Raw genomic sequence first — 23,821 nt, forward strand, 5'->3', positions numbered from 1 at the left:
CCCCCCCCCCCCCCCCCCCCCCCCCCCCCCCCCCCCCCCCCCCCCCCCCCCCCCCCCCCCCCCCCCCCCCCCCCCCCCCCCCCCCCCCCCCCCCCCCCCCCCCCCCCCCCCCCCCCCCCCCCCCCCCACCCCGCCCCCCCCCCCCCCACCCCCCCCCCCCCCCACCCCCGGGCCGCCCGCGCCGCCGGCGCCATCGCCGTCGTCACCGGCGGGGCCGGGGTCGGCAAGACCGCCCTCGCCGTGCACTGGGCGCACCGGCGGCAGGCCGACTTCCCCGACGGACGGCTGTTCGTCGACCTGTGCGGGCACAGCCCGCTGCCCGAACGGGGCACCGGCGCGGTGCTGCGCGAACTGCTGCTCGCCCTCGGCCTGCCCGCCGAGCAGATGCCCGCCTCCCCCGAGGCCCTGGCCGCCCGCTACCGGGAACTGACCGCCGGGCGCCGGATGCTGATCGTGCTCGACAACGCCCGCCGCTCCGAGCAGGTCCGCCCGCTGCTGCCCGACGGGGACGACTGCGTCACCCTGGTCACCAGCCGCGACCGGCTCGGCGGGCTCGTCGCCACCGACGCCGCCCGGCCCGTACCGCTCGCCGAACTGTCCGCCCCGCAGTCCGTCACCCTGCTCGCCACCACCCTGGGCCCCGACCTCGGCGCCGACCTGGTCGGTGCCGAACCCGAGGCCGCCGCCCGGCTCGCCCGGCTGTGCGACGGGCTGCCGCTCGCCCTGCGCCTGGCCGCCGCCCGCATCGCCACCTGCCCGCACCGCGGCCTGGCCGCCCTCGCCGAGGAACTCGCCGACGAACAGGGCCGGTTGGGGCTGCTGGAGGTGGAGGACACCAGCGTCGCCGCCGCCCTGGCCCTGAGCGTCCAGCACCTGTCCGACCCGGCCCGCCGGATGTTGCGGCACCTCGGCACCCACACCGGCACCACCCTGGACAGCCGCACCGCCGCCGCCCTCGCCGACTGCGAACTCCCTCAGGCCGCAGGCGCGTTGGCGCAGCTGGCCACCGCCCACCTGGTCGTCGAGATCGGCCGCGACGCCTACACCCTGCACGACCTCGTCCGCCTCTACGCCCGCAGCCTGCGCGCCCGGCCCGGCGAGGACGACACCGGCACCCTCCCCCGCCTCCTCGACCACCTGCTGCACACCCTGCTCGCCGCGAGCGCCGCCGCCGAACCCGGCAGCGAACCCTGCTGCGACCCGCCCGCCGGGGCCCGGCGCCCCGTCGACGTCCGCCCCTTCCCCGACCGGGCCGGCGCCCTCGCCTGGTACGCCGCCGAACGCGACACCCTGCGCGGCGCCGCCCTGGCCGCCGTCGCCGCCGGACTGCACGACCGCGCCTGGCGCCTGGTCCTGCTGCAGTGGCCCCTGATCGTGTGGCAGGTCCGGGACGGCTGGGTGCCGCTGCTCGAACACGGGCTGGCCGCCGCCGAAGCCGACCTCGACCCCGGCGCCCAGTCCCGGGCCCGCGCCCTGCTCGGCTGGGTCCTGCTGGAGGAAGGCCGCCACGAGGAGGCCCTCGCCCACCTCGAACGGGCCCCCGACCTCGCCGCCCTGGCCGGCGACCGCAGCGCCCAGGCCGTCGCCCTGGTCAACCTGGCCGCCGCCCTCCACCGGTACGGGACGGGCCACGGCGAGGCGCCCGCCCGGGTGCGGAACCTGCTGGGCCGCGCCCTCACCCTCGCCGAACGGGCCGGCCGCGCCGACCTCGTCGCCCTGGCCCACCAGCACCTCGCCGACACCTGCCTCACCGGCGGCGACCCCGAACGGGCCGCCCACCACGCCGCCCACGGCCTCGCCCTCGCCGAACCCCCCTTCCCCGCCGCCCGCCGCATCGTCCTGCAGACCCTCTACGGCCGCGCCCTCGCCGCCACCGGCCGCCCCGCCGAGGCCGCCCACCACCTCCGGGCCGCCCTGCACGCGGCCCGCGCCCACCAGTACGGCGACGGCGAGTCGGCGGCCCTGGCGGCCCTGGCGGCCCTGCCGGGCACGGCGGGGGCCGCGCCGAGGGCAGGGCTGGGCAAGCGCTGCTGACGGCGGAACCGGGCTGCGGACTGGCTGCGGGCGGACTGTCAGCGGTAGCTGCGGTCCGCCCGGTCCGGGTCGGCCAGGACGTTGGCGACGAAGAGCCCGAGGTCGAAGTCCTCGGCCTCGACGAACGGGGTCAGGTCCTCCGCCAGGCCGTACCACTGCGGCGGCACCGGGTAGCGCAGTTCGGCGATCCGGCCGACGGTCAGGACGCACTCCGGTTCGACGATCCGGTGCCGGACGGTGGTGGCGGCGTCGAGCCGGATGTCGCACTCCCCCACCCGGATCCGCAGCCCGTCCGCGCCCCGGTAGAACACCACGCCGGTGCGGCCCACTCGGCCGTAGTGGCCGTGGGTCCTCTGCCCGGCGTCGACGGCCCGCGCGGGGCCGAGCCGTCCGGTCGCCGGATCGAACTCGGCGGCCCGGCCGTAGACGTCGAAGTCGGCGATCAGCATGGCGGGTTCTCTCCCCTGAGGTCCGGCCTGTCGTCGTAGCCTGCCAGGTTCCGGCCACCGGCGCACCGGGCGGCGCGGGCATGATGCGGGGATGGAGAAGACGGTGGAGGCAGCGGCCGGCGGGGAGTCGGCGGCTGCGTACGGGCGGGTGTGGGACATGCTGGTCCAGGCCCGGGCCGGGTACCTGGCGGGTGTCTCGCCGTACTACGACGAGCTGTTCGACGAGGTCGCGCAGCGGGCGCGGCGCAGCGGCAGCCTCGGGAAGGGCGACATCGCGGCGCTGACGGTCTGGAAGCGGCTGACCGCGCAGGCCCCGTGGGCGGCGGAGCTGATGGGCCTGCCCGAAGCCGAAGTCCGGGCCGTCACCGGGCGGGCCGTCGCGGCGGTCCGCGACACCGGCGTGCCGCGTGGTGAGGCGGCCCGGGCGGGGCGTCGCGTGCTTCTGGAGTTGCCCGGGTTCCGGACCGGGGACGCGCTCGCCTCGGCCGTGCTGACCGCGGCGGCGCCCGGCCGGATGGCGGTCTACGACCGCCGCGTCCAGGGCGCCCTGGACGCCGTCGGGCTCACCCTCACCGCCGCGCCGGGGCGGTACGGCCGCTACCTGGGGCTCCTGGACGACCTGCTGCGGCACGGCGGGGCGCGGGCGGAGGGCTGGACGGCCCGGGACGTGGACACCGCGCTGTACTGGGCCGGCGGCGCGTCGGCGCAGCAGCCCTGACGCGGGCCGGGGGCCGACGGCCGCTGGGGGCGGGGCATCCGGATGCCCCGCCCCCAGCGCTGTTCCTACCGGCTACCTCAGCAGTTGGGGTAGGCGTTCTGGGAGCTCCACCAGTCCAGCGCGCCCCAGGTCTGCGCGCCGACCTGGCCGTCGACCTGCAGGTATCCCATACACGCCTGGAAGTCGCGGACGCGCTTGAGGGTGTCGTCGCCGAAGATCCCGTCGACGGTGGTCTTGCCGTGGGTGTCGGGGTTGAGCGAGTAGTTGAGCTCGCACTGGAGCTCCCGGACGGCGTCGCCGGTGGCGCCGTACTTCAGCAGCGGCTCGGCGGTGCTCCAGTCGCCGCAGCGGGTGCCGGCAGCCTCGGCGGTGCCGGCCGTGGCGACGGTGCCGGCGAGGAGCAGGCCGGTGGCGGCCAGCCCGATGATGATCTTGCGCATGGGTTTCCCTCCCGTTGGCGGGCGCCGTTCCTGACGGCGTCTCGTGTGCCTTGACACTGCCAGGCCGGATGCCCCCGCGAGATATCCAATTGACCGCCGCTTCTGTGGGCCAATCGGGCTGCGCGGGCGGTCAGGGGCGGTAGTCGGCCAGGGTGTGGCGCGGGTGCCAGCCCTGGGCGCGGGCCCGGGTGAGGTCGAGGACGACGCCGCGGGTGAGCAGGTCGACGGTGTACGGGGTGAGGCCGGGCAGCAGGGTGGTGCGGGCGGCGAGGCGGGCGAGGGCGACCGGGAGGTGGAGGATGCGGGCCGGTATCTGATGCACCGTCAGGACGTGCCGCAGGGCGGTGTCGCGGCGGTAGGGGGCGGGGTCGGTGATGTTGTAGGCGCCGGGGGGCCAGGGCGGGGTGCCGGTGAGGCCGAGGGCGGCCAGGCAGGCGTCGGTGAGGGTCGAGGGCGGGCGGCCGAGTGTCAGAGCCGCCGGGCACACTGGGAACGGACACCCGAGCGAACCGAGGACTGAACATGGCCGACCGGCCCCTGACGCTGATGGCAGTGCACGCCCACCCCGACGACGAGGCCACCGGCACCGGCGGCGTCCTCGCCCGCTACGCCGCCGAGGGCATCCGCACCGTCCTCGTCACCTGCACCGACGGCGCCTGCGGCGACGGCCCCGGCGGCGTCAAGCCCGGCGAGGACGGACACGACCCGGCCGCGGTGGCCGCCCTGCGCCGCAAGGAGTTGGAGGCCAGCTGCCGGATCCTGGGCGTCGACCACCTCGAACTGCTCGAGTACGGCGACTCCGGGATGATGGGCTGGGCCGCCAACGACGCCCCCGGCTCGTTCTGGAGCACCCCCGTCGCCGACGGCGCCGCCCGCCTGGCCGAACTGCTGCACCACTACCGGCCCGACGTCCTCGTCACCTACGACGAGAACGGCTTCTACGGCCACCCCGACCACATCCAGGCCAACCGCATCACCATGGCCGCTCTGGAGCTGGCCCCCGGCCTGACGCCCAAGGTGTACTGGACCACCGCGCCGCACTCGTCGATGAAGCGCTTCTTCGAGGCGATGCAGGAGTTCGGCACCGACTGGGACGAGCAGGCCGGTGAGACCCCCGAGTCCTCCGAGCCGGCCGGAGAGGCCGGGGAGGCCGCCGCGGTGCCCGAGCTGCCCCCGATCGGCCTGCCCGACGAGGAGGTCACCACCTGGGTGGACACCCACGCCTGGGGCGGCCGGAAGTACGACGCGCTGGCCGCCCACGCCAGCCAGGGCGAGAACATCTTCTTCCTGCGGATGGGCAAGGAGCGCTTCACCGAACTGATGGGCACGGAGACCTTCGTCCGGGTCCGCGACACCACCGGCGCGGCCCTGCCCGAGGAGGACCTCTTCGCCGGCCTGCGCTGACGGCCCGTCCGTCCGGGCCCCGGCGGGAAGGACGGCGGCGGATGCGACGACGGGCGCCCCGGGTCAGCCGCCCGGGGCGCCCGGGGCCCGCACCGGGGCCTCCAGCAGGGGCCGGGGCGCCGGCCGGGCGGCCCGGCCGGCGAGGTGGTGGACCAGCGGGTTGACCGGGAGGGTGGCGGCGAGGGCGGTCAGCAGCAGGACGGTGAAGAGCCGTTCGCCGATGATGCCCAGGTCCCGGCCCAGCGTCAGGATGAGGACCTCGCCCAGACCCTTGGTGTTGAGCAGCACGCCCAGGGTGGCGGCCTCGCGCCGGGGCACGCCGGTGAGGCGGGCGGCGAGGACGGCGCCGGCGAACTTGCCGCCCCAGGCCACGGCCAGCAGCACCCCGGCGGCGAGCAGGCCGCCGGTGCCGATGCCGTGCAGGTCCACGGACAGCCCGGTGAGGGCGAAGAAGACCGGGACGAGCAGGGCGCCGGCGTTGCGCAGCGGCAGTTGGACGGCCTGGCGCAGCTCCTCCCCCGCGTCCCGGGGCATGGCCAGGCCGAAGGCGAAGGCGCCGATCACCGCGTGCAGGCCGAGCCGGGAGGCCGTCCAGGCGGAGAGCAGGGCGCCGCCGGCGACGGCGAGCAGGATCAGCAGCGGATGGCCGGTGACGGCGCGCAGGGCGGGCCCGAGCAGCAGACGGCGCAGCAGCGGGCGCACCACCAGGGCCAGGACGGCGGCGTAGCCGGCGATCCGGGCGAGGGCGGGCAGCAGGCCGCCGTGGGCGGGTCCGTGGGCGGCGGCGCTGACGCCCGCCACGGCGCACCACAGGACGATCTCGGTGAGGGCGCCGCAGGCGGTGGCGAGCACGCCGGTGCCGTCGGCCTGGAGGTGGTTCTCCTCGACGATGCGGGCCAGGACGGACAGGGCGCCGGCGGACAGGGCGATGCCGAGGAAGACGGTGAACAGGGCCGGGGTGGCGGCCGGTCCGGCCAGGCCGGGGCGGCGGGTGAGCAGGACGGCCGCGAGGACGGCGGCGAAGGCGAAGGGCAGGGCGACCGAGGCGGTGGTGACGGCCAGGACGGTCCGGGCCCGGCCCGCCAGCCGGCGCAGGTCGAGTTCCCAGCCGGCGGCGAACATGAAGAGGACGATGCCGAGTTGGGCGACGACCGCGAGGTGGGCGCGGGCGGCGGGCGGGAAGAGCCGTTCGGTGGGGTCGCCGGGCAGCAGGCCGAGCACGCCGTGGCCGAGGATCACCCCGACGGCGATCTCGCCGATCACGACGGGCTGGCGCAGCCGGGTGCGCAGCGGGGTCAGGGCGACCCCGGCGAGCAGGACCACGGCGACGTCGGCCAGGACGGTCGTGGCGGAGGTGCCTTCCATCGCGCCGTCCCCTGGTCGCACGTACACGGTCGTACCGGTTCACTGCATTGTGCGTGGGGGCCGTGCGGGTGGCGGGGTGCGGCGCGGGCGGGTCGGGGTGTGGTGGGGTGCGGTGCGCCCCGGCGTGCGCGCCCGCCCCGGTCCGTAGCGGGTACGGTCCCCGGGGCGGGCGGTGTTCACGGCCGGCGGTGAGGCGTACGGGCGGTGAGGCGTACGGGCGTCAGGCGGGGACGATGGCGAAGGAGCCGTTGCTGAGCGAAGTCTCGGTGTACTGGCCGCTGTTGATGGCCTGCGGGGAGTAGCTGTCGAAGACCTGGCCGTTGACGGTGACGCCGGAGAAGTCCAGGCGGTCGAAGGACGGGTAGCTCTGGCTGGGGGACTCTATGACGGCCTCGGCGCTGACGTTCTGCCCGTCGAGCTGCTGGGTGGTGTTCTCGGACCAGCCCTTGGTGGTGTCGGTGATCTGCAGCGTGTAGGTGGAGCCGCCGCTGTTGACGACGGAGGCGGTGAAGCTGTCGCCGGCGTCCACCGGGTCGTTGAAGTACTGCGGCGGGGCCGGGTACATCTCGTACCAGGCGGAGTAGACCGGGGAGCCGCTGGAGCAGTCGACCTGGACGCCGGTCTGTTCGACGGTCTGTGAGCCGTAGCCGTCGATGCCGACCCAGGGGGCGAACAGGTCGTTGGAGGTGTTGCACTGGACGGTGGGCATGGTCCAGGAGCCGGAGACGCTCTGGAAGCCGTTGCCCTGGGCGACGTAGCCGCCCCAGACGCCGCCGTCGTAGCGGGCGCCGTGGCCGTAGTGGTGGGCGCCGTAGCTGTGGGTGGCGTGGGTGGGAGCAGCGCTGGCCACGGGGGCGGCGCTGGCCACGGGGGCGGCGAGGCCGGCGGCCGGCAGGGCCAGCAGGGCCGCGAGCGCGAGGCGGCCGGTGCGGGGAAGGGCCATGGGGGGGCTCCTTGGCTGGGCGTTGTGGGGGTGCCGCCCAGCTTGGGGGCGCCGTGGCGGGGCCGGGAAGGGAGCCGTGGGGGCCGGAACCCGACATGGCGTAAACATGTCAAGCGGTCAATCCCTTGATTTCGGCCACCGGGTGGCGCACAGTCACTCTGTTCCGCTGGCGGTGCAGGACGCGAGGAGGGTGTCGTGCCGGGGACGGGCATGCTCGGCGGGCTCGGGCTCGGCGCGCTGGAGGAGCAGCTCTACCTGCGACTGCTGGGCCTGCCGGCCGCCGATCCGCAGTGGCTGGCGGCGCAGTTGAACCTGCGGGCGTCCATGGTGGCGGCCGCGCTGGCGGTGCTGGCCGAACTGGGGCTGGTGGAGGCGTGCGCGGCCGGGGCGTGGACGGCGGTGCCGCCGGACGTGGCGCTGGAGGAGCTGCTGCTGCGGCGCGAGGTGGAGCTGCGGCGTGCCCGGGGCCGGATCGGCGAGCTGATGCGCGCCTACCGGCAGGGCCGCCCGGACGCGGAGGCGGCCGGGCCGGTGGAGGTGATCAGCGGGCGCCGCTCGATCGCCGACCTGTGGCGCACCCTGCAGCTGGGGGTGCGCGAACGGGTGCGGGTGCTGGACCGGCCGCCGTACGTACGGCGTTCCGATCCGCACACCGAACTGGCGCTGCTGGGGCGGGGGGTGGCGACCCGGGTGGTCTACCACAGCCGGGTGCTGCGCGATCCGGAGCGGCTGGCGGAGATCCGGACCTTCACGGCGGCCGGGGAGCAGGCCCGGGTGCACACCGAAGTGCCGCTGAAGCTGGCCCTGTTGGACGACCGGTGGGCGCTGCTGCCGGTGAGCGCGGGCACCGAACTGGAGAGTGTGCTGCTGATCCGGCCCTCGACCCTGCTGGACGCGCTGGCCGGGCTGTTCGAGCTGTACTGGGCGCACGGGATGCGGCTGCCGGAGCTGCCCGAGGAGCCGCCGGAGGACCGGCACCGGCAGTTGCTGACGCTGCTGGCCGCCGGACTCACCGACGAGTCGATCGCCCGGCAGCTGGGGGTGTCGACCCGTACGGTGCAGCGCTGGGTGCGGGAGCTGATGGACCGTTTCGGCGCCCGGACCCGGTTCCAGGCGGGCATCCAGGCGGCCCGGGCGCAGCTGCTGTGACGCCCCTTCAGCCGCGCGGGGCGAGCAGGTCGTCGAGTTCGGCGGCGTAGAGCAGGGCGGGGTCGAAGCCCATCGCGGTGAAGTGGCCGGCCAGTTCCAGGGACAGCACGCCGTGCAGGCGGGTCCACAGGCTCAGGAAGCGGTGCAGCGCCTCGGGCGGGGCGGGGTGGCCGAGGGTCCAGTCGCGGTGGTCGGCCAGGTGGGCGGCGAGCGCGGCGGGGGTGGACTCCGGCGTGGTGGGGCCTGCGGCGCCGGCGGCGGCGGCGGACCCGGCGAGGACGGCGACGCACGCGTCGAGCAGGATCGTCATGATCTCGCCGGAGATCGCGGTGGTGTCCTCGGGTGCGTGGTAGCCGGGCACGGGCGTGCCGTAGATCAAAAAGTAGCGCTGGGGGTCGGCCAGCGCCCACAGCCGCAGGGCGTGGGCCAGGGCCCGCAGGTCGGCGCCGCCCTCGGCGCCCACCTTCAGGGTGTCGGCGAGGCTGCGGTAGGCGTCGCGGACGAGTGCGGTGATCAGCTCGTCGCGGCCGGCGAAGTAGCGGTAGAGCGCGGGCCCGCTCAGGCCCATCTGCTTGGCGATGGCGTTGAGGGAGAGCGCGGAGGCCCCGGCCGTGGCGATCTGCTCCCGGGCGTGCCGCTTGACCTCCTCGCGTACCTGGGCGCGGTAGCGCTCCCTCGGGGTCTCCTCCGCCATGGTCCGCCGCCCCTTCCGCATCCGGATGAGCCACATCGCTACATCCTCAAGAATTAGTTAGAGGCTATCACTGAACCTGTTGACCCCGGCCGGGCCGAGGAGTTACAACTTCTAACGAACGCAGGAACGTCTAGCAGACCCTCCGTCGACCCCAGGGGACCACCATGTCCGGCACCCGCAGCACCCGCATCCACAGCACCCGCGTCCGCCCCGCCCTGTCCGCCGCCGCGCTCGCCGCCGCCCTGCTCGGCACCGCCGCCGTGCCCGCCCAGGCCGCCGGCACCCCGGCCACCACCCCGGCCACCATCCGCGCCACCACCCACCCCGGCGCCCACTCCCCCGCCCCGCTCACCTGCCGCGGCCAGGGCGTCGACCCCTCCGCCCGGATCCGCCACCGCACCGAGGCGGTGATCCACGCCCCGCTGTCCACCGTCTGGCGGCTGCAGAGCGACGTGGCGCGCTGGCCGTCCTGGCAGAGCGCCGTGGCGAGCGCCGAGCGCCTGGACCACGGCCCGCTGCGGCCCGGCTCGGCGTTCCACTGGACCACCCCGCTGCCGCCCAACCCCGCCACCACCGCCCCCAGCCTGGACATCACCTCCACCGTGCAGCAGCTGAAGCCCGGCTCCTGCATCCGCTGGACCGGCCCCGCCACCGCCGAGGGCCTGCACATCGACGGCGTGCACGTGTGGACCTTCACCCCGGTGCGCGGCGGCGTCCTGGTGCGCACCGAGGAGACCCACACCGGGCCGCAGGTCGACGCGGACGTCCCGGCCGCGACGGCGATCCTGCGTCAGGGCCTGGACGCCTGGCTGCACGACCTCAAGGCCGCCGCCGAGGCGCGGGGCTGACCGCCCGTCGCACGCCCCCCGGCCCCGCTCCCCGCGCGAGTGCGCAGGTCAGGAGCGGGGCCAGGTGTGCGTGGGAGGCCGGATGACCATGAGAATGGTGCGGACAGTCCCCCGAAAGTTCAGAGAAGGAACCCCCACATGGATCTCGGCGTGCGCTGGAAGCTGCACGGTGACGGGCGGACGCCCGCACCGGGAGCGGTCGTCCGCCCCGACGAACGACTCTCCTGGCCCCGGACGGCAGGGCTCGGCGCCCAGCACGTGGTGGCCATGTTCGGCGCGAGCTTCGTGGCTCCGGTGCTGATGGGGCTGGACCCCAACCTGGCGATCATGATGTCCGGCGTCTCGACCGTGATCTTCCTGCTGGCCACCCGCGGCCGGATCCCCAGCTACCTCGGCTGCTCGCTGTCCTTCGTCGGGGTCGCCGCGGTGATCCGGGCCCAGGGCGGCACCAGCGCGACGGTGACCGGCGCGGTGCTCGTGGTGGGCGCGGTGCTGTTCCTGGCGGGCCTGGCGGTGCAGTACTTCGGGGCGCGGATCATCCACGCGGCGATGCCGCCGATCGTCACCGGCGCCGTCGTCATGCTGATCGGCTTCAACCTGGCCCCGGTGACCGCCTCGACGTACTGGCCGCAGGACCAGTGGACGGCGCTGCTGGTGATGCTGTTCACCGGGCTCGCGGTGGTGTGCCTGCGCGGGTTCTGGTCGCGGGTGGCGATCTTCCTGGGGCTGCTCTTCGGGTACGGGATCTCCTTCCTGTTCGACCGGGTCTTCGGCAGGATCCACTCGGTGGACGCGGCCGGGCACCTGACCGACCACTGGCGACTGGACCTGTCCGGCGTCGGCAAGGCGGACTGGATCGGCCTGCCCGCCTTCCACGGCCCCTCCTTCCAGTGGTCCGCGATCCTGGTCGCGCTGCCCGTGGTGATCGCCCTGATCGCGGAGAACGCCGGGCACATCAAGGCCGTCGGCGAGATGACCGGGGCGAACCTGGACGACAAGCTGGGCACCGCGATCTCCGCGGACGGCGTCGGCTCGATGCTCTCCACCGCGCTCGGCGGCCCGCCCAACACCACGTACTCCGAGAACATCGGCGTGATGGCCGCCACCCGGGTCTACTCCACCGCCGCCTACTGGGCCGCGGCCGGCTTCGCCCTGCTGTTCGGCGTCTGCCCGAAGTTCGGCGCGGTCGTGGCCGCGATCCCCGGCGGGGTGCTCGGCGGCATCACCGTCATCCTGTACGGCATGATCGGCCTGCTCGGCGCGCAGATCTGGATCAAGTCCGGGGTCGACCTGCGCAACCCGCTGAACCTGGTGCCGGCCGCCGCGGGCATCATCATCGGCATCGGCAACGTCACCCTGAAGTTCACCGACACCTTCAGCCTCAGCGGCATCGCCCTGGGCACCCTGGTCGTCATCACCGGCTACCACGCGCTGCGCGCGCTGGCCCCCGCCCACCTGAAGACGCAGGAGCCGCTGCTGGACGAGGGGACGTCCTCGTACGACGAACCGTCCGGGACCGCCGGGGGCGACAACCGGCAGAAGTGACCAGGACATGACCGGCGGATACTTCCGCCGGTCGTTCCGCCTGGCCAGCCGGGCCGCCGGGTGGTCGAATCGCAGGCAGCGATTCGACCACCCCGTTCCCCGCGAATCCCCCCGGGAGAGGCATGTCCCTTCTGTCCCGTCACCACCGGCTCGCCGTCGGGGCCCTGGCCCTGGCCACCTTCGCGATCTCCTGCAGCTCGGCCGCGGCCAGCACCTCCGCCACAGGCAAGGTGTTGTGGACCCCGAGCACCAAGACCGGCCCGTCGTCCTTCCTCGGCATCCAGTGCGCCTCCCCCAGCAGCTTCGGCGTCGTCAAGGACCCGGTGAAGGGCAACGTGTGGAAGGCCTTACAGGCCGCGAACCAGGAACGCTGCGAGACGGTCGGCCCCGACCTGAAGCAGGGCGACACGTTCTACCTGGGCTGGTCGTCCAAGGTGGACGTCCAGGACGACCAGAGCCGGTACGTGTTCCAGCTCAAGTGCTCGCCCAGCGAGGGCACGGCCAACCACCCGATCGAAATCGACATTGCCAACGGGCGGGTGCGGCTCCAGGAGTGGGACACCGAGCACAACGCGCACCCGCTGTGGACGGCGCCGGTGAAGAACGCCGAGTGGCACGCGTACGCGCTGAAGATCCACCTGGGACGCACCGACGGCACCATCGACTTCTGGTTCGACGGCAAGAAGCAGACGTTCAGCACCGGTTCGGGCACCTTCAAGGGCACCACCTGGGACGGCGACCGCAACTACCTCAAGTGGGGCTCTTACCACCAGAATCAGGGCGACGCGACGAACACCTTCACCAGCCCGGTGATGGCCACCACCCTGGAGACCGCCACCGCCGGCTCGTAGGGAGCAGTGCACGAGGACGGGCCCGGACCGCAACGGATGCGGTCCGGGCCCGTCGTCGTCCCGGGTCAGCGGACCCGGGCGACGCGGGCCGCCGCCACGGCCACCAGCAGCCCCAGACCGACACAGGCCGCGCAGACCAGGAACATCGTCCGGTACCCGGTGGCCTCGGCGACCAGCCCGAGCGAGCCACTGCCGGCGGCGAGGCCCACCGTGAAGCAGGCCCCGAAGGTCGACAGCGCCGTGGCGCGCTGGCGTTCACCGACCGAGCGCACCACGAACAGTCCCAGCACCGGGTAGATCTGCCACATGCCGACCCCGGTGAGCACACCGCCGATCACGCCCAGAGCAAGGCCGTCCGACAGCCCGATGAGCGCGACGCCCAGGGCCTCGACGAGGAACAGGGCGGCCAGCGCCACCGGCCGCGTGGCCTCCCAGCGGATCCAGGTGCTCGCTATCCGCAGCAGCACCACGGTCAGGGAGTACGCGGTGACCACGGCCGCTCCCCCGGCGACACCGAGGGCGTCGAACTTGGCGACCGCGAAGCCGGAGACCGCCGCGAACCCGAACGCGGTGAAGACCAGCGCGACGCTGGACAGCACGGTGCCCAGCAGCGCCCGGCCCCGCTCGATGCCGCCCCGCTCCGCCGCCTTCGGGGGCAGGCGCACCTCGGGTACCGAGAGGGCGATGGGGATGACGGGCAGGGCGAGCAGCCCGGCGATCACGAACGTGGCCGTCGTGCCCACCAGGTGCTCGACCAGCGTGCCCAGCGGGGCGCCCAGGCCGATGGCCACGTAGATGACGGTGCCGCTCAACCCCAGCGCCCAGCTCTGCCGGTCCTTGCCGACCAGCTGCACCGGCCAGACCCCGGTCGCGGCCAGCATCACGCCCATGCCGATGCCCACCAGCATGCGCAGGCCGACGAGTTCGGCGATCGACCCGGCCAGCGGGTAGCAGACGGTGGCGAGCGTGGTCAGTATCGTGCCGCCGACGGTCAGGGCACGGGCGCCGAGGCGGTTCATCAGCGCGCCCGACACCGGGCGGGACAGCAGCGCGGTCAGCGCGTAACCGCCGACGACCGCGCCGACCTCGGCGGGGCCGCCGTGAAGTCGGCCGGTGACGTGGCCGGGAAGGATCGGGATGGTCAGCGCGAACGGCATGTAGCCGATGCCGCTGCCCAGCGCGATCAGCAGGGCCTGCCGTACAGATCGCTTGTCGGTAGTTTCGGCAGCAGGCTGCGCCAGCTCTTCGGTCTGCACACTCACAGGTTCACTCCCCCAGGTTCACGAACCCCCTCACCGCGTCGGTGACGGCCCGGGCCGCAGCGGATGCGGCCCGGGCCCACTGTTTCAGATGGCGCCGAACTCCCCACTGCGGACTGCGGTGATGAACGACTTCCAGGCCTCGGCCGGAAAGACGAGCGCCGACCCCTGAGGGTCCTTCGAGTCACGAACGGGAGCCAGGCCGGGGAAACCCGGCGCTACCTCCACGCAGTCGCCCCCGTTGTTGGAGTACGAGGACTTGCCCCAGAAGGCTCCGGACAGGTCTACACGGTCGGCCATGACGCTCCCTCTCAGATGTCGCCGAACTCGCCGCTGCGGACACCGGCGACGAACGACTCCCAAGCCTCGGCCGGGAAGACCAGGGCCGGCCCGTCGGGGTCCTTGGAATCACGGACGGGGATTAGGCCCGGGAAGCCGGAGGCCACTTCAACGCACTGTCCACCATTGCCGCTGTAACTGCTTTTGAACCATGCGGCGTCGGACAGGTCTGCTGGAGGAGTCATCACGTTCCTTTCAGACTTCGTCGAACTCGCCGCCACGGACAGCGGCGACAAACGACTCCCAGACCTCGGCCGGAAAGACCAGGACCGGGCCGCTGGGATCCTTGGAGTCACGGACCCTGCCCGGGAGCGCGTCATCCACCTCGATGCAGCCGCCCTGCCCGTTGCTGTAGGTGCTCTTGCGCCACTTGGCGCCCGTTGGGTCATGCATGGTCCAGCTCCATCCGTGCCTCCCGGATCATGGCCGAACTGTCCTGCTGGCTGAGTGCGTTGAGCTGGGGTCGATCGTATCTATCGACCCCTCGGTCCACATCCCCGCATTCAGCACCCACCGCCGGCTCGCAGGAGGAAGACGACGACAGGCCCGGACCACAGCGAATGCGGTCCGGGCCTGCTGTTCAGATGTCGCCGAACTCCCCGCTGCGGACGGCGGCGACGAACGACTCCCAAGCCTCGGCCGGAAAGATCAGAGCCGGTCCGTTGAGGTCCTTGGAGTCACGGACGGGCATCGCCCCGGGGAAGCCCTGCGCTACCTCCACGCAGTTGCCCCCGTTGTTGGAGTACGTGGACTTGCCCCAGAAAGCTCCGGACAGGTCAACGCGGTCGGCCACGACGTCCCTCTCAGATGTCACCGAACTCGCCGCCACGGACAGCAGCGACGAACGACTTCCAGGCCTCGGCCGGGAAGACAAGAGCCGGCCCCTGAGGGTCCTTCGAGTCACGGACAGGAGTAAGACCGGGGAAGTCCGCTGCCACCTCGACGCAGGTACCGCCGTTGTTGCTGTAGGAGGACTTGAACCACTGGGCACCAGACAGGTCTACAGGGGAAATCATGACGTTCCTCTCACACCTTGCTTACGGATCTTCTCCAGTGACGCAGCCTTCGACAGCGCTTCCACCTGGAGCTGATGGTAGTCCCGCTCCCAAGCCTGAGCAGTCTCGGCGTCGCGCGCGAGGAAGCCGCGCAACTGGCACTCCGAGTATGCCAGGAGTGTTCGATCCGCCAGGGTCAGCAGCGTGACGACCATCGTGAACGGCAGCTCTTCCGCGAGCGAGAACGGCGCCACCTGGATGGTGACGTTCGGACGGCTCGCGAGATCTTCAAGATGCGCCAACTGCCGCGCCATGACCTTGGCCCCGCCCACCGTGCGCAGCAGGGCTCCTTCATCCAGGACGAAGTGCAGGCGCGGCCCGGACCGCTGATCAAGCAGCTTCTGACGTGTGGCCAGGAAGTCGAGTCGATCTGCGGCCTGTTCCTCGGTGATGCTGCCGCGCCGAACGGCCGCGGACGCGAAGGCCCCGGCGTATTCCATCGTCTGGGCCAGACCTGGCACGATGCCCAGCTCGAAGTGGGAGATGCTTTGGGCTTTCGCCTCCTGCTGTGCGTACTCGGGAAAGCCTTCCAGCAACGATGACCTGCTGAGACTCCAGTACGTCAGTTCCAGCGTTCCGCCGGCATCCAGTGCCCTGTCAGCGCTACGGACCCAGTCGAGTGTGGGATTGCGTGTCCCTCTTTCGAGGTTCGAAATCTGACTATCACTCAGTTGTGTTCGATCGCCGAGCTGGGTCTGCGTCAAGCCTGCCGCCTTGCGCAGCTTGCGCAGTTGGGCCCCGAACGCCTTGAGGGGTGATGCCGATGGATCCAGCTGCGTCTCACGCATTGTCAGACCTCCGCCGCTACACGAATCCCACCCGGGGAAACTGTCAAGTGGGAAAGCCTTCCGATAGTAAGGGTGATCGCCCCACTATGGCTACACCCGGTGATTCGCCGGACGCACAGCGCAACCTGCGGAGACCCCCATGCCTGACGCGCAGAACCCCTTTTTTCCCTTCCAACTCCACGAGGTCGTCCAGGACTTCAGTCACCTGGAGGACGGGAGGCCGCGCGAGGGCGTCTTCGTCGAGGTGATGCTCGGGAACGCGATTCTCCGGCCCCTGGGGGCGACCGGCCCGGAGTGGCGCGCCGCCCCGGCCTTCCTGCGGCCCCTCACCCCGCGTGAGACCGCGCCCGGCACCTGCGGGAAGCCGCGCCGTCGGCCGCTGTGACCATCGATCTCCGCACCCCTGGAGCACAGTTGAACAGGACCAGCCTCATGAGCCGTCCCCCCGCCCGTCGTTCGGGCCAGCAGGTCTTCGTCCTGCGCGAGGACCCCGACGGGTCGGACGAGTTCTCCGTCCTCCTGGTCGACCCCGCCTACAAGGACGGCATGACCCTGCCCGGCGGCAGCGCCGAGCAGGACGAGCTGCCGCACCTCGCGGCCCGCCGGCACCTCGAAACCGAGACCGGGCTCGTCCTCTCCCTCCGGACCATCCTCACCATCGACTACGTCCCCGCCGCGACCTTCCCCGAGGGCGTCAACTTCGTCTACGCGGGCGGGCTGCTCACGCACCGCCAGGCCGAGGCCGTCCACCGCCACCAGCCGCCGCCGGAGATCCGCGGCCTGCACTGGATCCCGCAGTCCAAGCTGCGCGAGGTCACGACGGATGACCAGTACCGCCGCATCGACGACGCCTGGGACGCCTGGGAGCACGGCGCCGGCCTGCCCCTCCTCGTCCGGGGCGTCCCGGTCCCGGTGGGCTGATCGGCACGGCGCCATTTCTGGACTTGTGGGTCCGTTTTCGCCTGCCTAACGTGCTGGACGTTCCCTCCGAACGAACCGCACAGAAGGGCGGCACCCCATGCACGCGATCCGGATCGAGGAGCACGGCGGCCCCGAGGTCATGCGCTGGACCGAGCTGCCCGACCCCGTCCCCGGCCCCGGCGAGGCCGTGGTGCGCGTGGCGGCGGCCGGGGTGAACTACCTCGACGTCGGCGCCCGCGCGCAGGGCGGATTCGGCTGGGCGGCACCGACGGTCCTGGGCGTCGAGGGCGCCGGCCGGGTCACCGCCCTCGGCGCGGGAGTGACGGGCCTGGCCGTCGGCGACCGGGTCGCCTGGTACTACCACCCGGGCAGCTACGCCGAGTTGCTCGCCGTCCCGGCTGACGAGCTGGTCAAGGTGCCCGACGGGATCGACGACGAGACGGCGGCCGCGGTGATGCTCCAGGGCCTGACCGCCAGCCACCTGAGCACCGAGACCTACCCCGTCGGCCCGGGCGACACCGCCGTGGTGCACGCGGCCGCCGGCGGGGTCGGTCTGCTGCTCACCCAGTTCGTCAAGGCCCGCGGCGGCAGCGTCATCGGCCTGGTCTCGCGCGAGGAGAAGGCCGCCGTGGCGAAGGAGGCCGGCGCCGACCACGTCCTGGTCCACTCCGGCCCCGGCTTCGAGGAGCGGGTGCGGGAGCTGACCGGCGGCCGCGGCGCCGACGTCGTCTACGACGGCAGTGGCGCCGAGACCTTCGCCTCCTCCCAGCTGGCGCTGCGCCCGCACGGCGTGCACGCCTACTACGGCCCCTTCCTCGGCGTCCCGACGCTGCGGCCCACCGACCTGCCCAACAGCATCCTGCTGTCCTTCCCCCTGGTACGTCACCACGTCCCCACCCGCGAGGCCCTGGTGCGGCGCAGCGGCGAGCTGTTCGACCTGGTCCTGGACGGTCGGCTGACCCTGCGGGTCACCGGCCGCTACCCGCTGGCCGAGGCGGCCCGGGCGCACGCGGACCTGGAATCGCGGCGCACCACCGGCAAGTTGCTGCTGCTGACCTGACCGGCACGGTACGGGGCCGTCGGAAGCACAGGAGGACGGATGACGCTGACCCGCAAGGGCGCCGCCACCAGGGCGCGCATCGTCGAGGGCGCGGCCGGGCAGATCCGCGAGGAGGGCGTGTTCGCGCTGCGCCTGGAGGACGTCATGGCCCGGACGGCGACCAGCAAGAGCCAGCTGTTCCACTACTTCCCGGGCGGCAAGGACGAGTTGCTGCTGGCCGTGGCCCATCACGAGGCGGACCGGATCCTCGACGACCAGCAGCCCGAACTGGGTGCGCTGACCAGCTGGGAGGCCTGGTGGCGGTGGCGGGACAAGGTGGTGGCCCGCTACCGGGCGCAGGGCGCCCACTGTCCGCTGCAGACGGCCCTGTCCCGGCGCGGCCCGGCCGCCTCCGACGCGGCGCGCGCGGTGGCGGGCCGGCTGATGGACCGGTGGCAGGAGCAGATCGCCGCGGGCATCCGCCACCTCCAGGACGCCGGCGAGGTCACGGCGGGGCTGGACGCGGAGCGGGAGGCGGCGGCGCTGCTGGCCGGGGTGCAGGGCGGGGTGGCGATCCTGCTGGCCACCGGGTCGACGATCCACTTGGAGGCGGCCCTGGACTCCGGTCTCGCCCGGCTGCGCGAGGCCCGTCCAGCCGACTGACCCGCGCGGCCGATGGCTGCTGGTCTGGACCAGTACGCCGGAATGTGGCGCGGGACACTCCAAAAGGGGCTCCGGGTGAGAAGGGTCACCCGGAGCGCCCCGGAGGGCGGGCGGACGGCGACAGGGCCCGCGAGGACTGGGCTGGACGTGAACCGGCACGGCCGAAGGCCCTGTCCGCTTCGGGACCTTGGTCACGAATCCGGCCGACCTTCGGCCCGGTGGTTCACCCTCCGTACCCGGGCAACCGTGGACGGTCGCCCGGTGTGACCGGGCGATGGAGCCGTCCATGGTGGGCGGCTCCGTTCCCTGCCGTCTACCCGGCGCACGGCCCGCGTGCCAATCGCGCGGCCGTACGTCCCGGAGGACCCCGAAGCCCATGTCCCAAACGATCGACAACGCCCCGTATACCGCCTTCCACCGCAGGCTGGCCCTGGCCTGTTCCGGTGGGCCGCTGCTCGACGGCTACATCCTGAGCATCGTCGGCGTCGCCCTGATCGGGATGCGTCCCGACCTCGGCCTGTCCACCGCGGAGGTCAGCCTGATCGGCGCCGCCGCCCTGGTGGGCATGTTCGTCGGCGGCGCCCTGTTCGGCGTGCTGACCGACAAGATCGGCCGGGAGGTGATGTACACCGCCGACCTGCTGGTGATGGTCGCCTGCTCGGTGCTCTCGTTCTGGGTCGACTCGGTGTGGGCGATCACCGTGCTGCGCTTCGTGCTCGGCATGGCCGTCGCCGCCGACTACCCGATCGCCACCTCCCTGCTCGCCGAGTGGCTGCCCGCCAAGCAGCGCGGGCGGCTGCTCGGTCAGCAGATCGTCGCCTGGTACGCCGGCTCGGTGCTCGCCTACGTGGTGGGCTACCTGTTCCTGGAGCTGGCCGGACCGGGCAGCTGGCGGTGGATGCTGGCCAGTTCCACTGTGCTGTGCGTGGTCTTCCTGGTGATCCGCCGCGGCTCCCCCGAGTCGCCGCGCTGGCTGGCCGCCAACGGACGGGTCGGCGACGCGGTGCGCGTGGTGGAGAAGCACCTCGGGGTGCGGGTCGACGGCCGCGAGCTGATGCCGGACCCGGCCGCCCGGGCCCGCAGCGCCGGCGGGCTGCGGCTGCTGATGACCCCGCCCTACCGGCGGCGCACCCTGTTCTGCGGCCTGTTCTTCCTCTGCCAGGTCGGCCCGCTGTTCGCGATGCTCACCTTCGGCCCGCAGATCCTCTCCTCCTTCGGCATGCCGGGCGGCACCGTGATGGAGACCCTGGGCACCGGGCTGATCAGCCTGGTCTTCCTGCTCGGCTGCTACCCGGCGCTGCGCCTGATCGACACCAAGGGCCGGCGCCCCGTCATCATCTGGTCCTTCGCGCTGATGACCGTCCCGCTGGCGCTGCTGGGGGTGTGGCCCAGCGCGCCGGCCGCCGTCGCGCTGACCGCGCTGTGCGCGTACGCCTTCCTGTGCGGCGGGCCGAACGTGCTCGACTGGACCTACCCCAACGAGCTGTTCCCGACCGAGATCCGGGCCACCGCCGTGGGCATGGCCACCTCGGTCAGCCGGATCGGCGCGGCGGTGGGCACCTACCTGCTGCCGCTGTCGCTGACCGGCCTGGGCACCGGGCCCACCATGCTGATCGCCGCCGGGACGACGGCGCTGGGCCTGCTGGTGTGCGTCCTGTGGGCGGAGGAGACCCGCGGCACCGCGCTGGGCGCCGCCCCGGCCGCGCCCCGTACGGCCGCTGCGCCGGGCGTCCCGGCGCAGCGCGTCCCGCAGTCGGTGCGCTGACGGTGCGCTGACGGTGCGCTGACGGCCGGCGCGTGCACGGCGGCGCCGCCCGGGTCCTTCCCGGGCGGCGCCGCCTTCGTTCGTCACCACCGGTCGTCCGGCGCGCCCTCGACGCCGTTCAGGCGGTTCAGGACGGCGCGGAAGAGCCACCGGTCGAGGTAGGCCGGGTACAGGGGGTGGGGCGGGAGGGGGTAGTCGCGTTCGACGCCCGGGGGCAGGCCGCCGGTGGCGGGCGCGAGTTCGCGTTCGTCGCGGAAGACGAGGGAGGCCCAGAACGCGGCGGCCAGCGGCACGGCGGTCACGCCCGGGGGCGTGGGCCAGTACTCGCCGGTCCGGGGGTGGCGCGGGACCACGGCGATGTCGGCGCGGGGGCCGGTCGGCGGCAGGCCCGGTCCGGCCAGGGCCGCGCGCCGGGCCGGGCCGGGTTCCGGGGGCGGCAGTTGGGCGAGGAGCGGGCGGAAGGCCAGGGCGAGCGGTCCGGCGGCGAGGGCGAGGGGCGCGCCGTCGGCGGCGTGGACGAGGTGGGCCAGGGTCACGGCGGCCTCCACGTCCCAGCGGATGCTCCGTCTGCCGTCGCCGTCCGACAGGTCGGCGGCGCGCCACCGGTCGGTGACGGTGGGCCAGTCGGCGGCCGGAGGGTCGGGGCCCGCCGGTACGGGGCTCACCGCGGCCGGTTCCAGCCAGGTGGCCTGCCACAGCGAGCAGTCGTCGACCCGGGTGGCGACCTTGCGGCCGCAGCCGGCGCAGGTGACGTTCGGGCCGTAGCGGCCGTCGACGCCACAGCAGGCGCCGAGTTCGCGCCGCTGGACCATCGCGGTGCCGTGGGCGTCGCCGGGAGCGATCACGATCAGCCGGGGCTCGCCGGCGGGGCCCTCGTCGACGCCGTAGGTGCCCGCTTCCATGAGGACGGGCATGGTGACGCCGTTGCCGTACTGGAGGCCGGCGTAGACGGGGTACGGGACCCGTGTGAGCGGCCTGGTCAGTGCGGTGCCGCACCCCTTGCACGCGAAGACCTCCACGCCCGCCCGCTCCCCCTCCGCAGCTGCTCCGACGCGCGAGTATCGCCGTCCGGGCGGGCGGCGGCCAACGGGTTTTCGGGCCGGGCGGCTTTGTCAAGCCCGTACCGGACCCGGCCTCTCGGCAGTAGCCTCGGCGCTCTGCGGCGACGCAACGACAGCCCTGGCAGGGCGATTTGGAGGCGACGGGTGACCGCTGGGAAGGCCGGGGGCGACGACGGGTCCGGGAGGGACCACTGGCCGCTGCACGAACGTGAGGCCGAGATCCGCTCGGCCGAGCGGGCGATCGAGGCGCTCACCCTGCCCGCCGGGGCCGGGGTCGGTGAACTGCTGCTGTACACCGGCGCGGCCGGGCTGGGCAAGACCGCGGTGCTGACCGCGGTGCGGCGGGCCGCGAAACGTGCGGGCTGCACGGTGCTGTTCGCCCGGGGCGGGCAACGGCAGTGCCACGAGCCGTTCCACGTGGTGCGCCAGCTGGTGCGGCCGGTGCTGTCGGCCCTGTCCGACGACGAGCGGGCGCGGGTCTTCGGGCCGTGGGAGGACATCGTCGGCCCGGCGGCGGGGCTGTGTCCGCCCGGCGGACAGCTCGATCCGCAAGGGGTGCGGGACGGGCTGGACTTCGTCCTCACCCGCCTCGTGCAGCTGCGTTCGCCGGTGGCCGTGCTGGTCGACGACCTGCACTGGGCCGACCCGGAGTCGCTCGGCTGGCTGGCCGGCTTCGCGCTGCGCGCCCGGGAGCTGCCGGCCCTGCTGGCGCTGGCCTGCCGCGACGAGTTCCCCGACGACGCGCTGGCACTCCAGCGCGGGCTCGCCGACCGGGCCGACCGCCGACACGAACTGCGCCCGCTCCAGCCCGCCTCGGTCGCGCACCTGGTCCGCGCGGCCCTGGGCGAGCGGGCCGAGGACGCCTTCTGCCGCCACGTCTGGGCGGTCACCGCCGGGAACCCGTACGAGACCGCCGCCCTGCTGCGCGAGGTGGCCGACCAGCGGCTCGACCCGGTCGAGGAGAGCACCGGGCAGCTGCGCGAACTCGCAGCCACTGCAAGGGGAATGACGCTGCGACACTGGCTGGAGCGGCTCGGCCCCACCGCACTGCGCTTCGCCTGGGCGGCCTCGGTGCTGGACACCGACATCCGCCCCGACCTCGCCGCCGCCATCTGCGCCCAGGGCCCGGAGACCGCCGCCCAGTCCGTCCGGGAGCTGCGCCGGCACCGGGTACTGACCGGCACACCGGCGGGCCGGCTGGAGTTCGTCCACCCGCTGGTCGCCACCTCGGTCTACCAGTCGATGCCGCCCGCGGCCCGCACCGGGATGCACGGGGTCGCCGCCGTCGAGATCGAGAACGCCGGCCTCGGCCTGCCCGCGGCCTCCCGCCACCTGCTGGAGATCCTGCCCGAAGGGGACGGCCTCATCGTCGACAAGCTGCGCCGGGCGGCCCGCGAACACCTGGCCATCGGCGCGCCCGGGGCCGCGCAGCGCTGCCTGCGCCGCGCCATCAGCGAGCCGCCCGCCGACCGGGACCGGGCCTCGGTGCTCTACGAGCTCGGCTGCTCGGCCCTGCTCACCGACCCGGCGACCACGGTCAACCAGCTGCGCCTGGCGCTCGCCGACCCGTACGGGCTGAGCCCCGAGCTGCGGGTGGACGCGACCTTCCGGCTCGCCCAGGCCCTCGCCCACAGCAACCGGCTCGGCGAGGCCGCCGCGCTGTGCGCCGAGGAGGCCTCACGCACCCCGCCCGGCCCGGGACGGCTGCGCCTGGAGGTCGCCGACTTCATGTTCGCCACCTTCCAGTTCGAGGACCCCGACGGCCCCGGCCGCTCCCGGCGGCTCGCGGAGTTCGGCCGGATGCTGGACACGGTCGGCCTGGCCTTCACCGACGCCGGCCCGGACGGGCCGGCCCCGGGCGAGGCCGTGTTCGAACGCGACGGCCTGGCCCGGGCGGTGGCCGTGCTGCGCTGCTGGGACCTCACGCTGCGCGGCGCCGACCGCGCGGAGGCGATCGCCCTGGCCGAGTCCGCGCTGCCGGGCGGCCGGCTGCCCCGCAGCCTCGGCTGGACCAACACCACCTGGGGCTTCGAGCTGCCCGGGGTCCTGGGCCTCAGCTACCTGTACGCCGACCGGGTCGACCGGGCGGAGGAGCTGTTCGACGAGGCGGTGCGCAGCTATGAGGTCGCCGGGTGGAGCGGTGGCCACCTGGGCTTCGCCTACCTGCTGACCGGCATGCTGCGGTTCCGCTGCGGTGCCCTCGCCATGGCGGAGGACTACCTGCGCCGGGCCCTGCGCATCGCCGGGCGGATCGGGCCGGGCACTCCGTTGCACTGGGACGCCGTCGGGGCGCTGGCCGAGACGGTGGCCGCGCGCGGCCGGCTGGACGAGGCCCTGGAGCTCGCGCGCGAGCACGCCTTCGGCCCGCCGTACCCGACGGTGATGGTGCTGCCCGACGCCCCGACGCTGTACGGGCGCCTGCTGCTGGCCCGGGGCGACGCGGCGGGCGCGGCCGCGACGCTGGCCGCCGCCGGGGCGGCCCTGGACGCGC

At 73.9% G+C, this 23,821-nt stretch carries 27 protein-coding genes; 13 read left to right on the forward strand and 14 right to left on the reverse strand.

Annotation, left to right across the window (positions count from 1 at the left end; translation table 11 throughout):
• Nucleotides 1–192: 192 nt before the first annotated feature.
• Entirely contained in the window at nt 193–2,034 is a 1,842-nt protein-coding gene (locus BG452_RS46940; protein ID WP_411292893.1) for a hypothetical protein, read from the forward strand.
• A 38-nt stretch (nt 2,035–2,072) separates the two neighbouring features.
• Here the strand turns inward: BG452_RS46940 and BG452_RS07050 are convergent, their stop codons facing one another.
• The gene (locus BG452_RS07050) at nt 2,073–2,483 is read right to left on the reverse strand and encodes a hypothetical protein (protein WP_188303312.1); all 411 of its coding nucleotides are present in this window, start codon (nt 2,481–2,483) and stop codon (nt 2,073–2,075) included.
• 91 nt (nt 2,484–2,574) lie between these two features.
• On the opposite strand from BG452_RS07050, the gene BG452_RS07055 reads away from it, so the two are divergent.
• Complete coding sequence (locus BG452_RS07055; RefSeq protein WP_188303313.1) at nt 2,575–3,201, forward strand: hypothetical protein; 627 nt, start codon at nt 2,575–2,577, stop codon at nt 3,199–3,201.
• A 77-nt stretch (nt 3,202–3,278) separates the two neighbouring features.
• On the opposite strand, the gene BG452_RS07060 is transcribed toward BG452_RS07055, so the two are convergent.
• Entirely contained in the window at nt 3,279–3,641 is a 363-nt protein-coding gene (locus BG452_RS07060; RefSeq protein ID WP_188303314.1) for a peptidoglycan-binding domain-containing protein, read from the reverse strand.
• A gap of 130 nt (nt 3,642–3,771) precedes the next feature.
• On the reverse strand, nt 3,772–4,128 hold the full coding sequence (locus BG452_RS07065; RefSeq protein WP_188303315.1) for a hypothetical protein: 357 nt from the start codon (nt 4,126–4,128) through the stop codon (nt 3,772–3,774).
• A gap of 35 nt (nt 4,129–4,163) precedes the next feature.
• Here BG452_RS07065 and BG452_RS07070 point away from each other — a divergent pair, with 35 nt between their 5' ends.
• Nucleotides 4,164–5,045, forward strand: coding sequence for a PIG-L family deacetylase (locus BG452_RS07070; protein ID WP_188303316.1), 882 nt, complete (start codon nt 4,164–4,166; stop codon nt 5,043–5,045).
• Between the two features lie 63 nt (nt 5,046–5,108).
• Here the strand turns inward: BG452_RS07070 and BG452_RS07075 are convergent, their stop codons facing one another.
• Nucleotides 5,109–6,410 carry a cation:proton antiporter gene (locus BG452_RS07075; RefSeq protein WP_188303317.1) on the reverse strand — a complete coding sequence of 434 codons (1,302 nt, stop codon included), beginning with the start codon at nt 6,408–6,410 and terminating at the stop codon, nt 5,109–5,111.
• 220 nt (nt 6,411–6,630) lie between these two features.
• Entirely contained in the window at nt 6,631–7,353 is a 723-nt protein-coding gene (locus BG452_RS07080) for a G1 family glutamic endopeptidase (RefSeq protein WP_188303318.1), read from the reverse strand.
• Between the two features lie 195 nt (nt 7,354–7,548).
• On the opposite strand from BG452_RS07080, the gene BG452_RS07085 reads away from it, so the two are divergent.
• Nucleotides 7,549–8,502, forward strand: a complete 954-nt coding sequence (locus BG452_RS07085; protein WP_317620935.1) for a LuxR C-terminal-related transcriptional regulator — start codon at nt 7,549–7,551, stop codon at nt 8,500–8,502.
• Between the two features lie 7 nt (nt 8,503–8,509).
• Here the strand turns inward: BG452_RS07085 and BG452_RS07090 are convergent, their stop codons facing one another.
• Nucleotides 8,510–9,196 carry a TetR/AcrR family transcriptional regulator gene (locus tag BG452_RS07090; protein ID WP_188303319.1) on the reverse strand — a complete coding sequence of 229 codons (687 nt, stop codon included), beginning with the start codon at nt 9,194–9,196 and terminating at the stop codon, nt 8,510–8,512.
• Nucleotides 9,197–9,360: 164 nt separating this feature from the next.
• On the opposite strand from BG452_RS07090, the gene BG452_RS07095 reads away from it, so the two are divergent.
• The 3 genes from BG452_RS07095 (at nt 9,361) to BG452_RS07105 (ending at nt 12,440) form a co-directional block, all read left to right on the forward strand.
• Nucleotides 9,361–10,044: an SRPBCC family protein gene (locus tag BG452_RS07095; RefSeq protein WP_188303320.1), complete on the forward strand. Its 684-nt coding sequence runs from the start codon at nt 9,361–9,363 to the stop codon at nt 10,042–10,044.
• Between the two features lie 138 nt (nt 10,045–10,182).
• Complete coding sequence (locus tag BG452_RS07100; RefSeq protein ID WP_188303321.1) at nt 10,183–11,589, forward strand: uracil-xanthine permease family protein; 1,407 nt, start codon at nt 10,183–10,185, stop codon at nt 11,587–11,589.
• Between the two features lie 122 nt (nt 11,590–11,711).
• Nucleotides 11,712–12,440 carry a heparin lyase I family protein gene (locus BG452_RS07105; protein ID WP_188303322.1) on the forward strand — a complete coding sequence of 243 codons (729 nt, stop codon included), beginning with the start codon at nt 11,712–11,714 and terminating at the stop codon, nt 12,438–12,440.
• Between the two features lie 65 nt (nt 12,441–12,505).
• On the opposite strand, the gene BG452_RS07110 is transcribed toward BG452_RS07105, so the two are convergent.
• The 7 genes from BG452_RS07110 to BG452_RS07140 form a co-directional block, all read right to left on the reverse strand.
• Nucleotides 12,506–13,702 (reverse strand): MFS transporter, encoded by a 1,197-nt coding sequence (locus BG452_RS07110; RefSeq protein ID WP_188303323.1) that lies wholly within the window; start codon nt 13,700–13,702, stop codon nt 12,506–12,508.
• A gap of 84 nt (nt 13,703–13,786) precedes the next feature.
• Nucleotides 13,787–13,999, reverse strand: a complete 213-nt coding sequence (locus BG452_RS07115; RefSeq protein WP_188303324.1) for a DUF397 domain-containing protein — start codon at nt 13,997–13,999, stop codon at nt 13,787–13,789.
• 11 nt (nt 14,000–14,010) lie between these two features.
• Complete coding sequence (locus tag BG452_RS07120) at nt 14,011–14,223, reverse strand: DUF397 domain-containing protein (protein WP_188303325.1); 213 nt, start codon at nt 14,221–14,223, stop codon at nt 14,011–14,013.
• A gap of 10 nt (nt 14,224–14,233) precedes the next feature.
• Complete coding sequence (locus BG452_RS07125) at nt 14,234–14,431, reverse strand: DUF397 domain-containing protein (protein ID WP_188303326.1); 198 nt, start codon at nt 14,429–14,431, stop codon at nt 14,234–14,236.
• 187 nt (nt 14,432–14,618) lie between these two features.
• A complete protein-coding gene (locus BG452_RS07130) occupies nt 14,619–14,831 on the reverse strand; it encodes a DUF397 domain-containing protein (RefSeq protein WP_188303327.1) in 213 nt (70 codons plus the stop codon).
• 10 nt (nt 14,832–14,841) lie between these two features.
• Nucleotides 14,842–15,054 carry a DUF397 domain-containing protein gene (locus BG452_RS07135; RefSeq protein WP_188303328.1) on the reverse strand — a complete coding sequence of 71 codons (213 nt, stop codon included), beginning with the start codon at nt 15,052–15,054 and terminating at the stop codon, nt 14,842–14,844.
• A complete protein-coding gene (locus tag BG452_RS07140; protein ID WP_188303329.1) occupies nt 15,051–15,881 on the reverse strand; it encodes a helix-turn-helix domain-containing protein in 831 nt (276 codons plus the stop codon). Before BG452_RS07140 ends, BG452_RS07135 begins: the two co-directional genes overlap by 4 nt.
• Before the next feature lie 139 nt (nt 15,882–16,020).
• Between BG452_RS07140 and BG452_RS07145 the strand changes: the two genes are divergently transcribed.
• The 5 genes from BG452_RS07145 (at nt 16,021) to BG452_RS07165 (ending at nt 20,269) form a co-directional block, all read left to right on the forward strand.
• On the forward strand, nt 16,021–16,266 hold the full coding sequence (locus BG452_RS07145; protein ID WP_188303330.1) for a hypothetical protein: 246 nt from the start codon (nt 16,021–16,023) through the stop codon (nt 16,264–16,266).
• Nucleotides 16,267–16,313: 47 nt separating this feature from the next.
• On the forward strand, nt 16,314–16,802 hold the full coding sequence (locus BG452_RS07150; RefSeq protein WP_188303331.1) for an NUDIX domain-containing protein: 489 nt from the start codon (nt 16,314–16,316) through the stop codon (nt 16,800–16,802).
• A gap of 97 nt (nt 16,803–16,899) precedes the next feature.
• The gene (locus BG452_RS07155) at nt 16,900–17,862 is read left to right on the forward strand and encodes a quinone oxidoreductase family protein (protein ID WP_188303332.1); all 963 of its coding nucleotides are present in this window, start codon (nt 16,900–16,902) and stop codon (nt 17,860–17,862) included.
• A 39-nt stretch (nt 17,863–17,901) separates the two neighbouring features.
• On the forward strand, nt 17,902–18,504 hold the full coding sequence (locus BG452_RS07160; protein ID WP_188303333.1) for a TetR/AcrR family transcriptional regulator: 603 nt from the start codon (nt 17,902–17,904) through the stop codon (nt 18,502–18,504).
• Between the two features lie 376 nt (nt 18,505–18,880).
• Nucleotides 18,881–20,269: an MFS transporter gene (locus BG452_RS07165; protein ID WP_188303334.1), complete on the forward strand. Its 1,389-nt coding sequence runs from the start codon at nt 18,881–18,883 to the stop codon at nt 20,267–20,269.
• An 83-nt stretch (nt 20,270–20,352) separates the two neighbouring features.
• Here BG452_RS07165 and BG452_RS07170 read toward each other — a convergent pair whose 3' ends face one another.
• Complete coding sequence (locus tag BG452_RS07170; RefSeq protein ID WP_188303335.1) at nt 20,353–21,288, reverse strand: hypothetical protein; 936 nt, start codon at nt 21,286–21,288, stop codon at nt 20,353–20,355.
• 186 nt (nt 21,289–21,474) lie between these two features.
• Here BG452_RS07170 and BG452_RS07175 point away from each other — a divergent pair.
• The coding region (locus tag BG452_RS07175) for an ATP-binding protein (protein WP_188303336.1) at nt 21,475–23,821 on the forward strand (2,347 nt) is incomplete at its 3' end.

It is taken from the genome of Streptomyces sp. CBMA123 (genome assembly GCF_014596465.1).
Lineage (GTDB): Bacteria > Actinomycetota > Actinomycetes > Streptomycetales > Streptomycetaceae > Kitasatospora.

What these genes read in the sequence shown, in the direction of transcription:
- BG452_RS07100 (WP_188303321.1), top strand. Translation starts at nt 10,183, where the DNA reads ATGGATCTCGGCGTGCGCTGGAAGCTGCACGGTGACGGGCGGACGCCC.
- BG452_RS07070 (WP_188303316.1), top strand. Translation starts at nt 4,164, where the DNA reads ATGGCCGACCGGCCCCTGACGCTGATGGCAGTGCACGCCCACCCCGAC.
- BG452_RS07125 (WP_188303326.1), bottom strand. Translation starts at nt 14,431, where the DNA reads ATGCATGACCCAACGGGCGCCAAGTGGCGCAAGAGCACCTACAGCAAC.
- BG452_RS07050 (WP_188303312.1), bottom strand. Translation starts at nt 2,483, where the DNA reads ATGCTGATCGCCGACTTCGACGTCTACGGCCGGGCCGCCGAGTTCGAT.
- BG452_RS07115 (WP_188303324.1), bottom strand. Translation starts at nt 13,999, where the DNA reads ATGGCCGACCGTGTAGACCTGTCCGGAGCCTTCTGGGGCAAGTCCTCG.
- BG452_RS07150 (WP_188303331.1), top strand. Translation starts at nt 16,314, where the DNA reads ATGAGCCGTCCCCCCGCCCGTCGTTCGGGCCAGCAGGTCTTCGTCCTG.
- BG452_RS07135 (WP_188303328.1), bottom strand. Translation starts at nt 15,054, where the DNA reads ATGATTTCCCCTGTAGACCTGTCTGGTGCCCAGTGGTTCAAGTCCTCC.
- BG452_RS07080 (WP_188303318.1), bottom strand. Translation starts at nt 7,353, where the DNA reads ATGGCCCTTCCCCGCACCGGCCGCCTCGCGCTCGCGGCCCTGCTGGCC.
- BG452_RS07090 (WP_188303319.1), bottom strand. Translation starts at nt 9,196, where the DNA reads ATGGCGGAGGAGACCCCGAGGGAGCGCTACCGCGCCCAGGTACGCGAG.
- BG452_RS07155 (WP_188303332.1), top strand. Translation starts at nt 16,900, where the DNA reads ATGCACGCGATCCGGATCGAGGAGCACGGCGGCCCCGAGGTCATGCGC.
- BG452_RS07075 (WP_188303317.1), bottom strand. Translation starts at nt 6,410, where the DNA reads ATGGAAGGCACCTCCGCCACGACCGTCCTGGCCGACGTCGCCGTGGTC.
- BG452_RS07060 (WP_188303314.1), bottom strand. Translation starts at nt 3,641, where the DNA reads ATGCGCAAGATCATCATCGGGCTGGCCGCCACCGGCCTGCTCCTCGCC.
- BG452_RS07145 (WP_188303330.1), top strand. Translation starts at nt 16,021, where the DNA reads ATGCCTGACGCGCAGAACCCCTTTTTTCCCTTCCAACTCCACGAGGTC.
- BG452_RS07140 (WP_188303329.1), bottom strand. Translation starts at nt 15,881, where the DNA reads ATGCGTGAGACGCAGCTGGATCCATCGGCATCACCCCTCAAGGCGTTC.
- BG452_RS07120 (WP_188303325.1), bottom strand. Translation starts at nt 14,223, where the DNA reads ATGACTCCTCCAGCAGACCTGTCCGACGCCGCATGGTTCAAAAGCAGT.
- BG452_RS07095 (WP_188303320.1), top strand. Translation starts at nt 9,361, where the DNA reads ATGTCCGGCACCCGCAGCACCCGCATCCACAGCACCCGCGTCCGCCCC.
- BG452_RS07055 (WP_188303313.1), top strand. Translation starts at nt 2,575, where the DNA reads ATGGAGAAGACGGTGGAGGCAGCGGCCGGCGGGGAGTCGGCGGCTGCG.
- BG452_RS07105 (WP_188303322.1), top strand. Translation starts at nt 11,712, where the DNA reads ATGTCCCTTCTGTCCCGTCACCACCGGCTCGCCGTCGGGGCCCTGGCC.
- BG452_RS07160 (WP_188303333.1), top strand. Translation starts at nt 17,902, where the DNA reads ATGACGCTGACCCGCAAGGGCGCCGCCACCAGGGCGCGCATCGTCGAG.
- BG452_RS07165 (WP_188303334.1), top strand. Translation starts at nt 18,881, where the DNA reads ATGTCCCAAACGATCGACAACGCCCCGTATACCGCCTTCCACCGCAGG.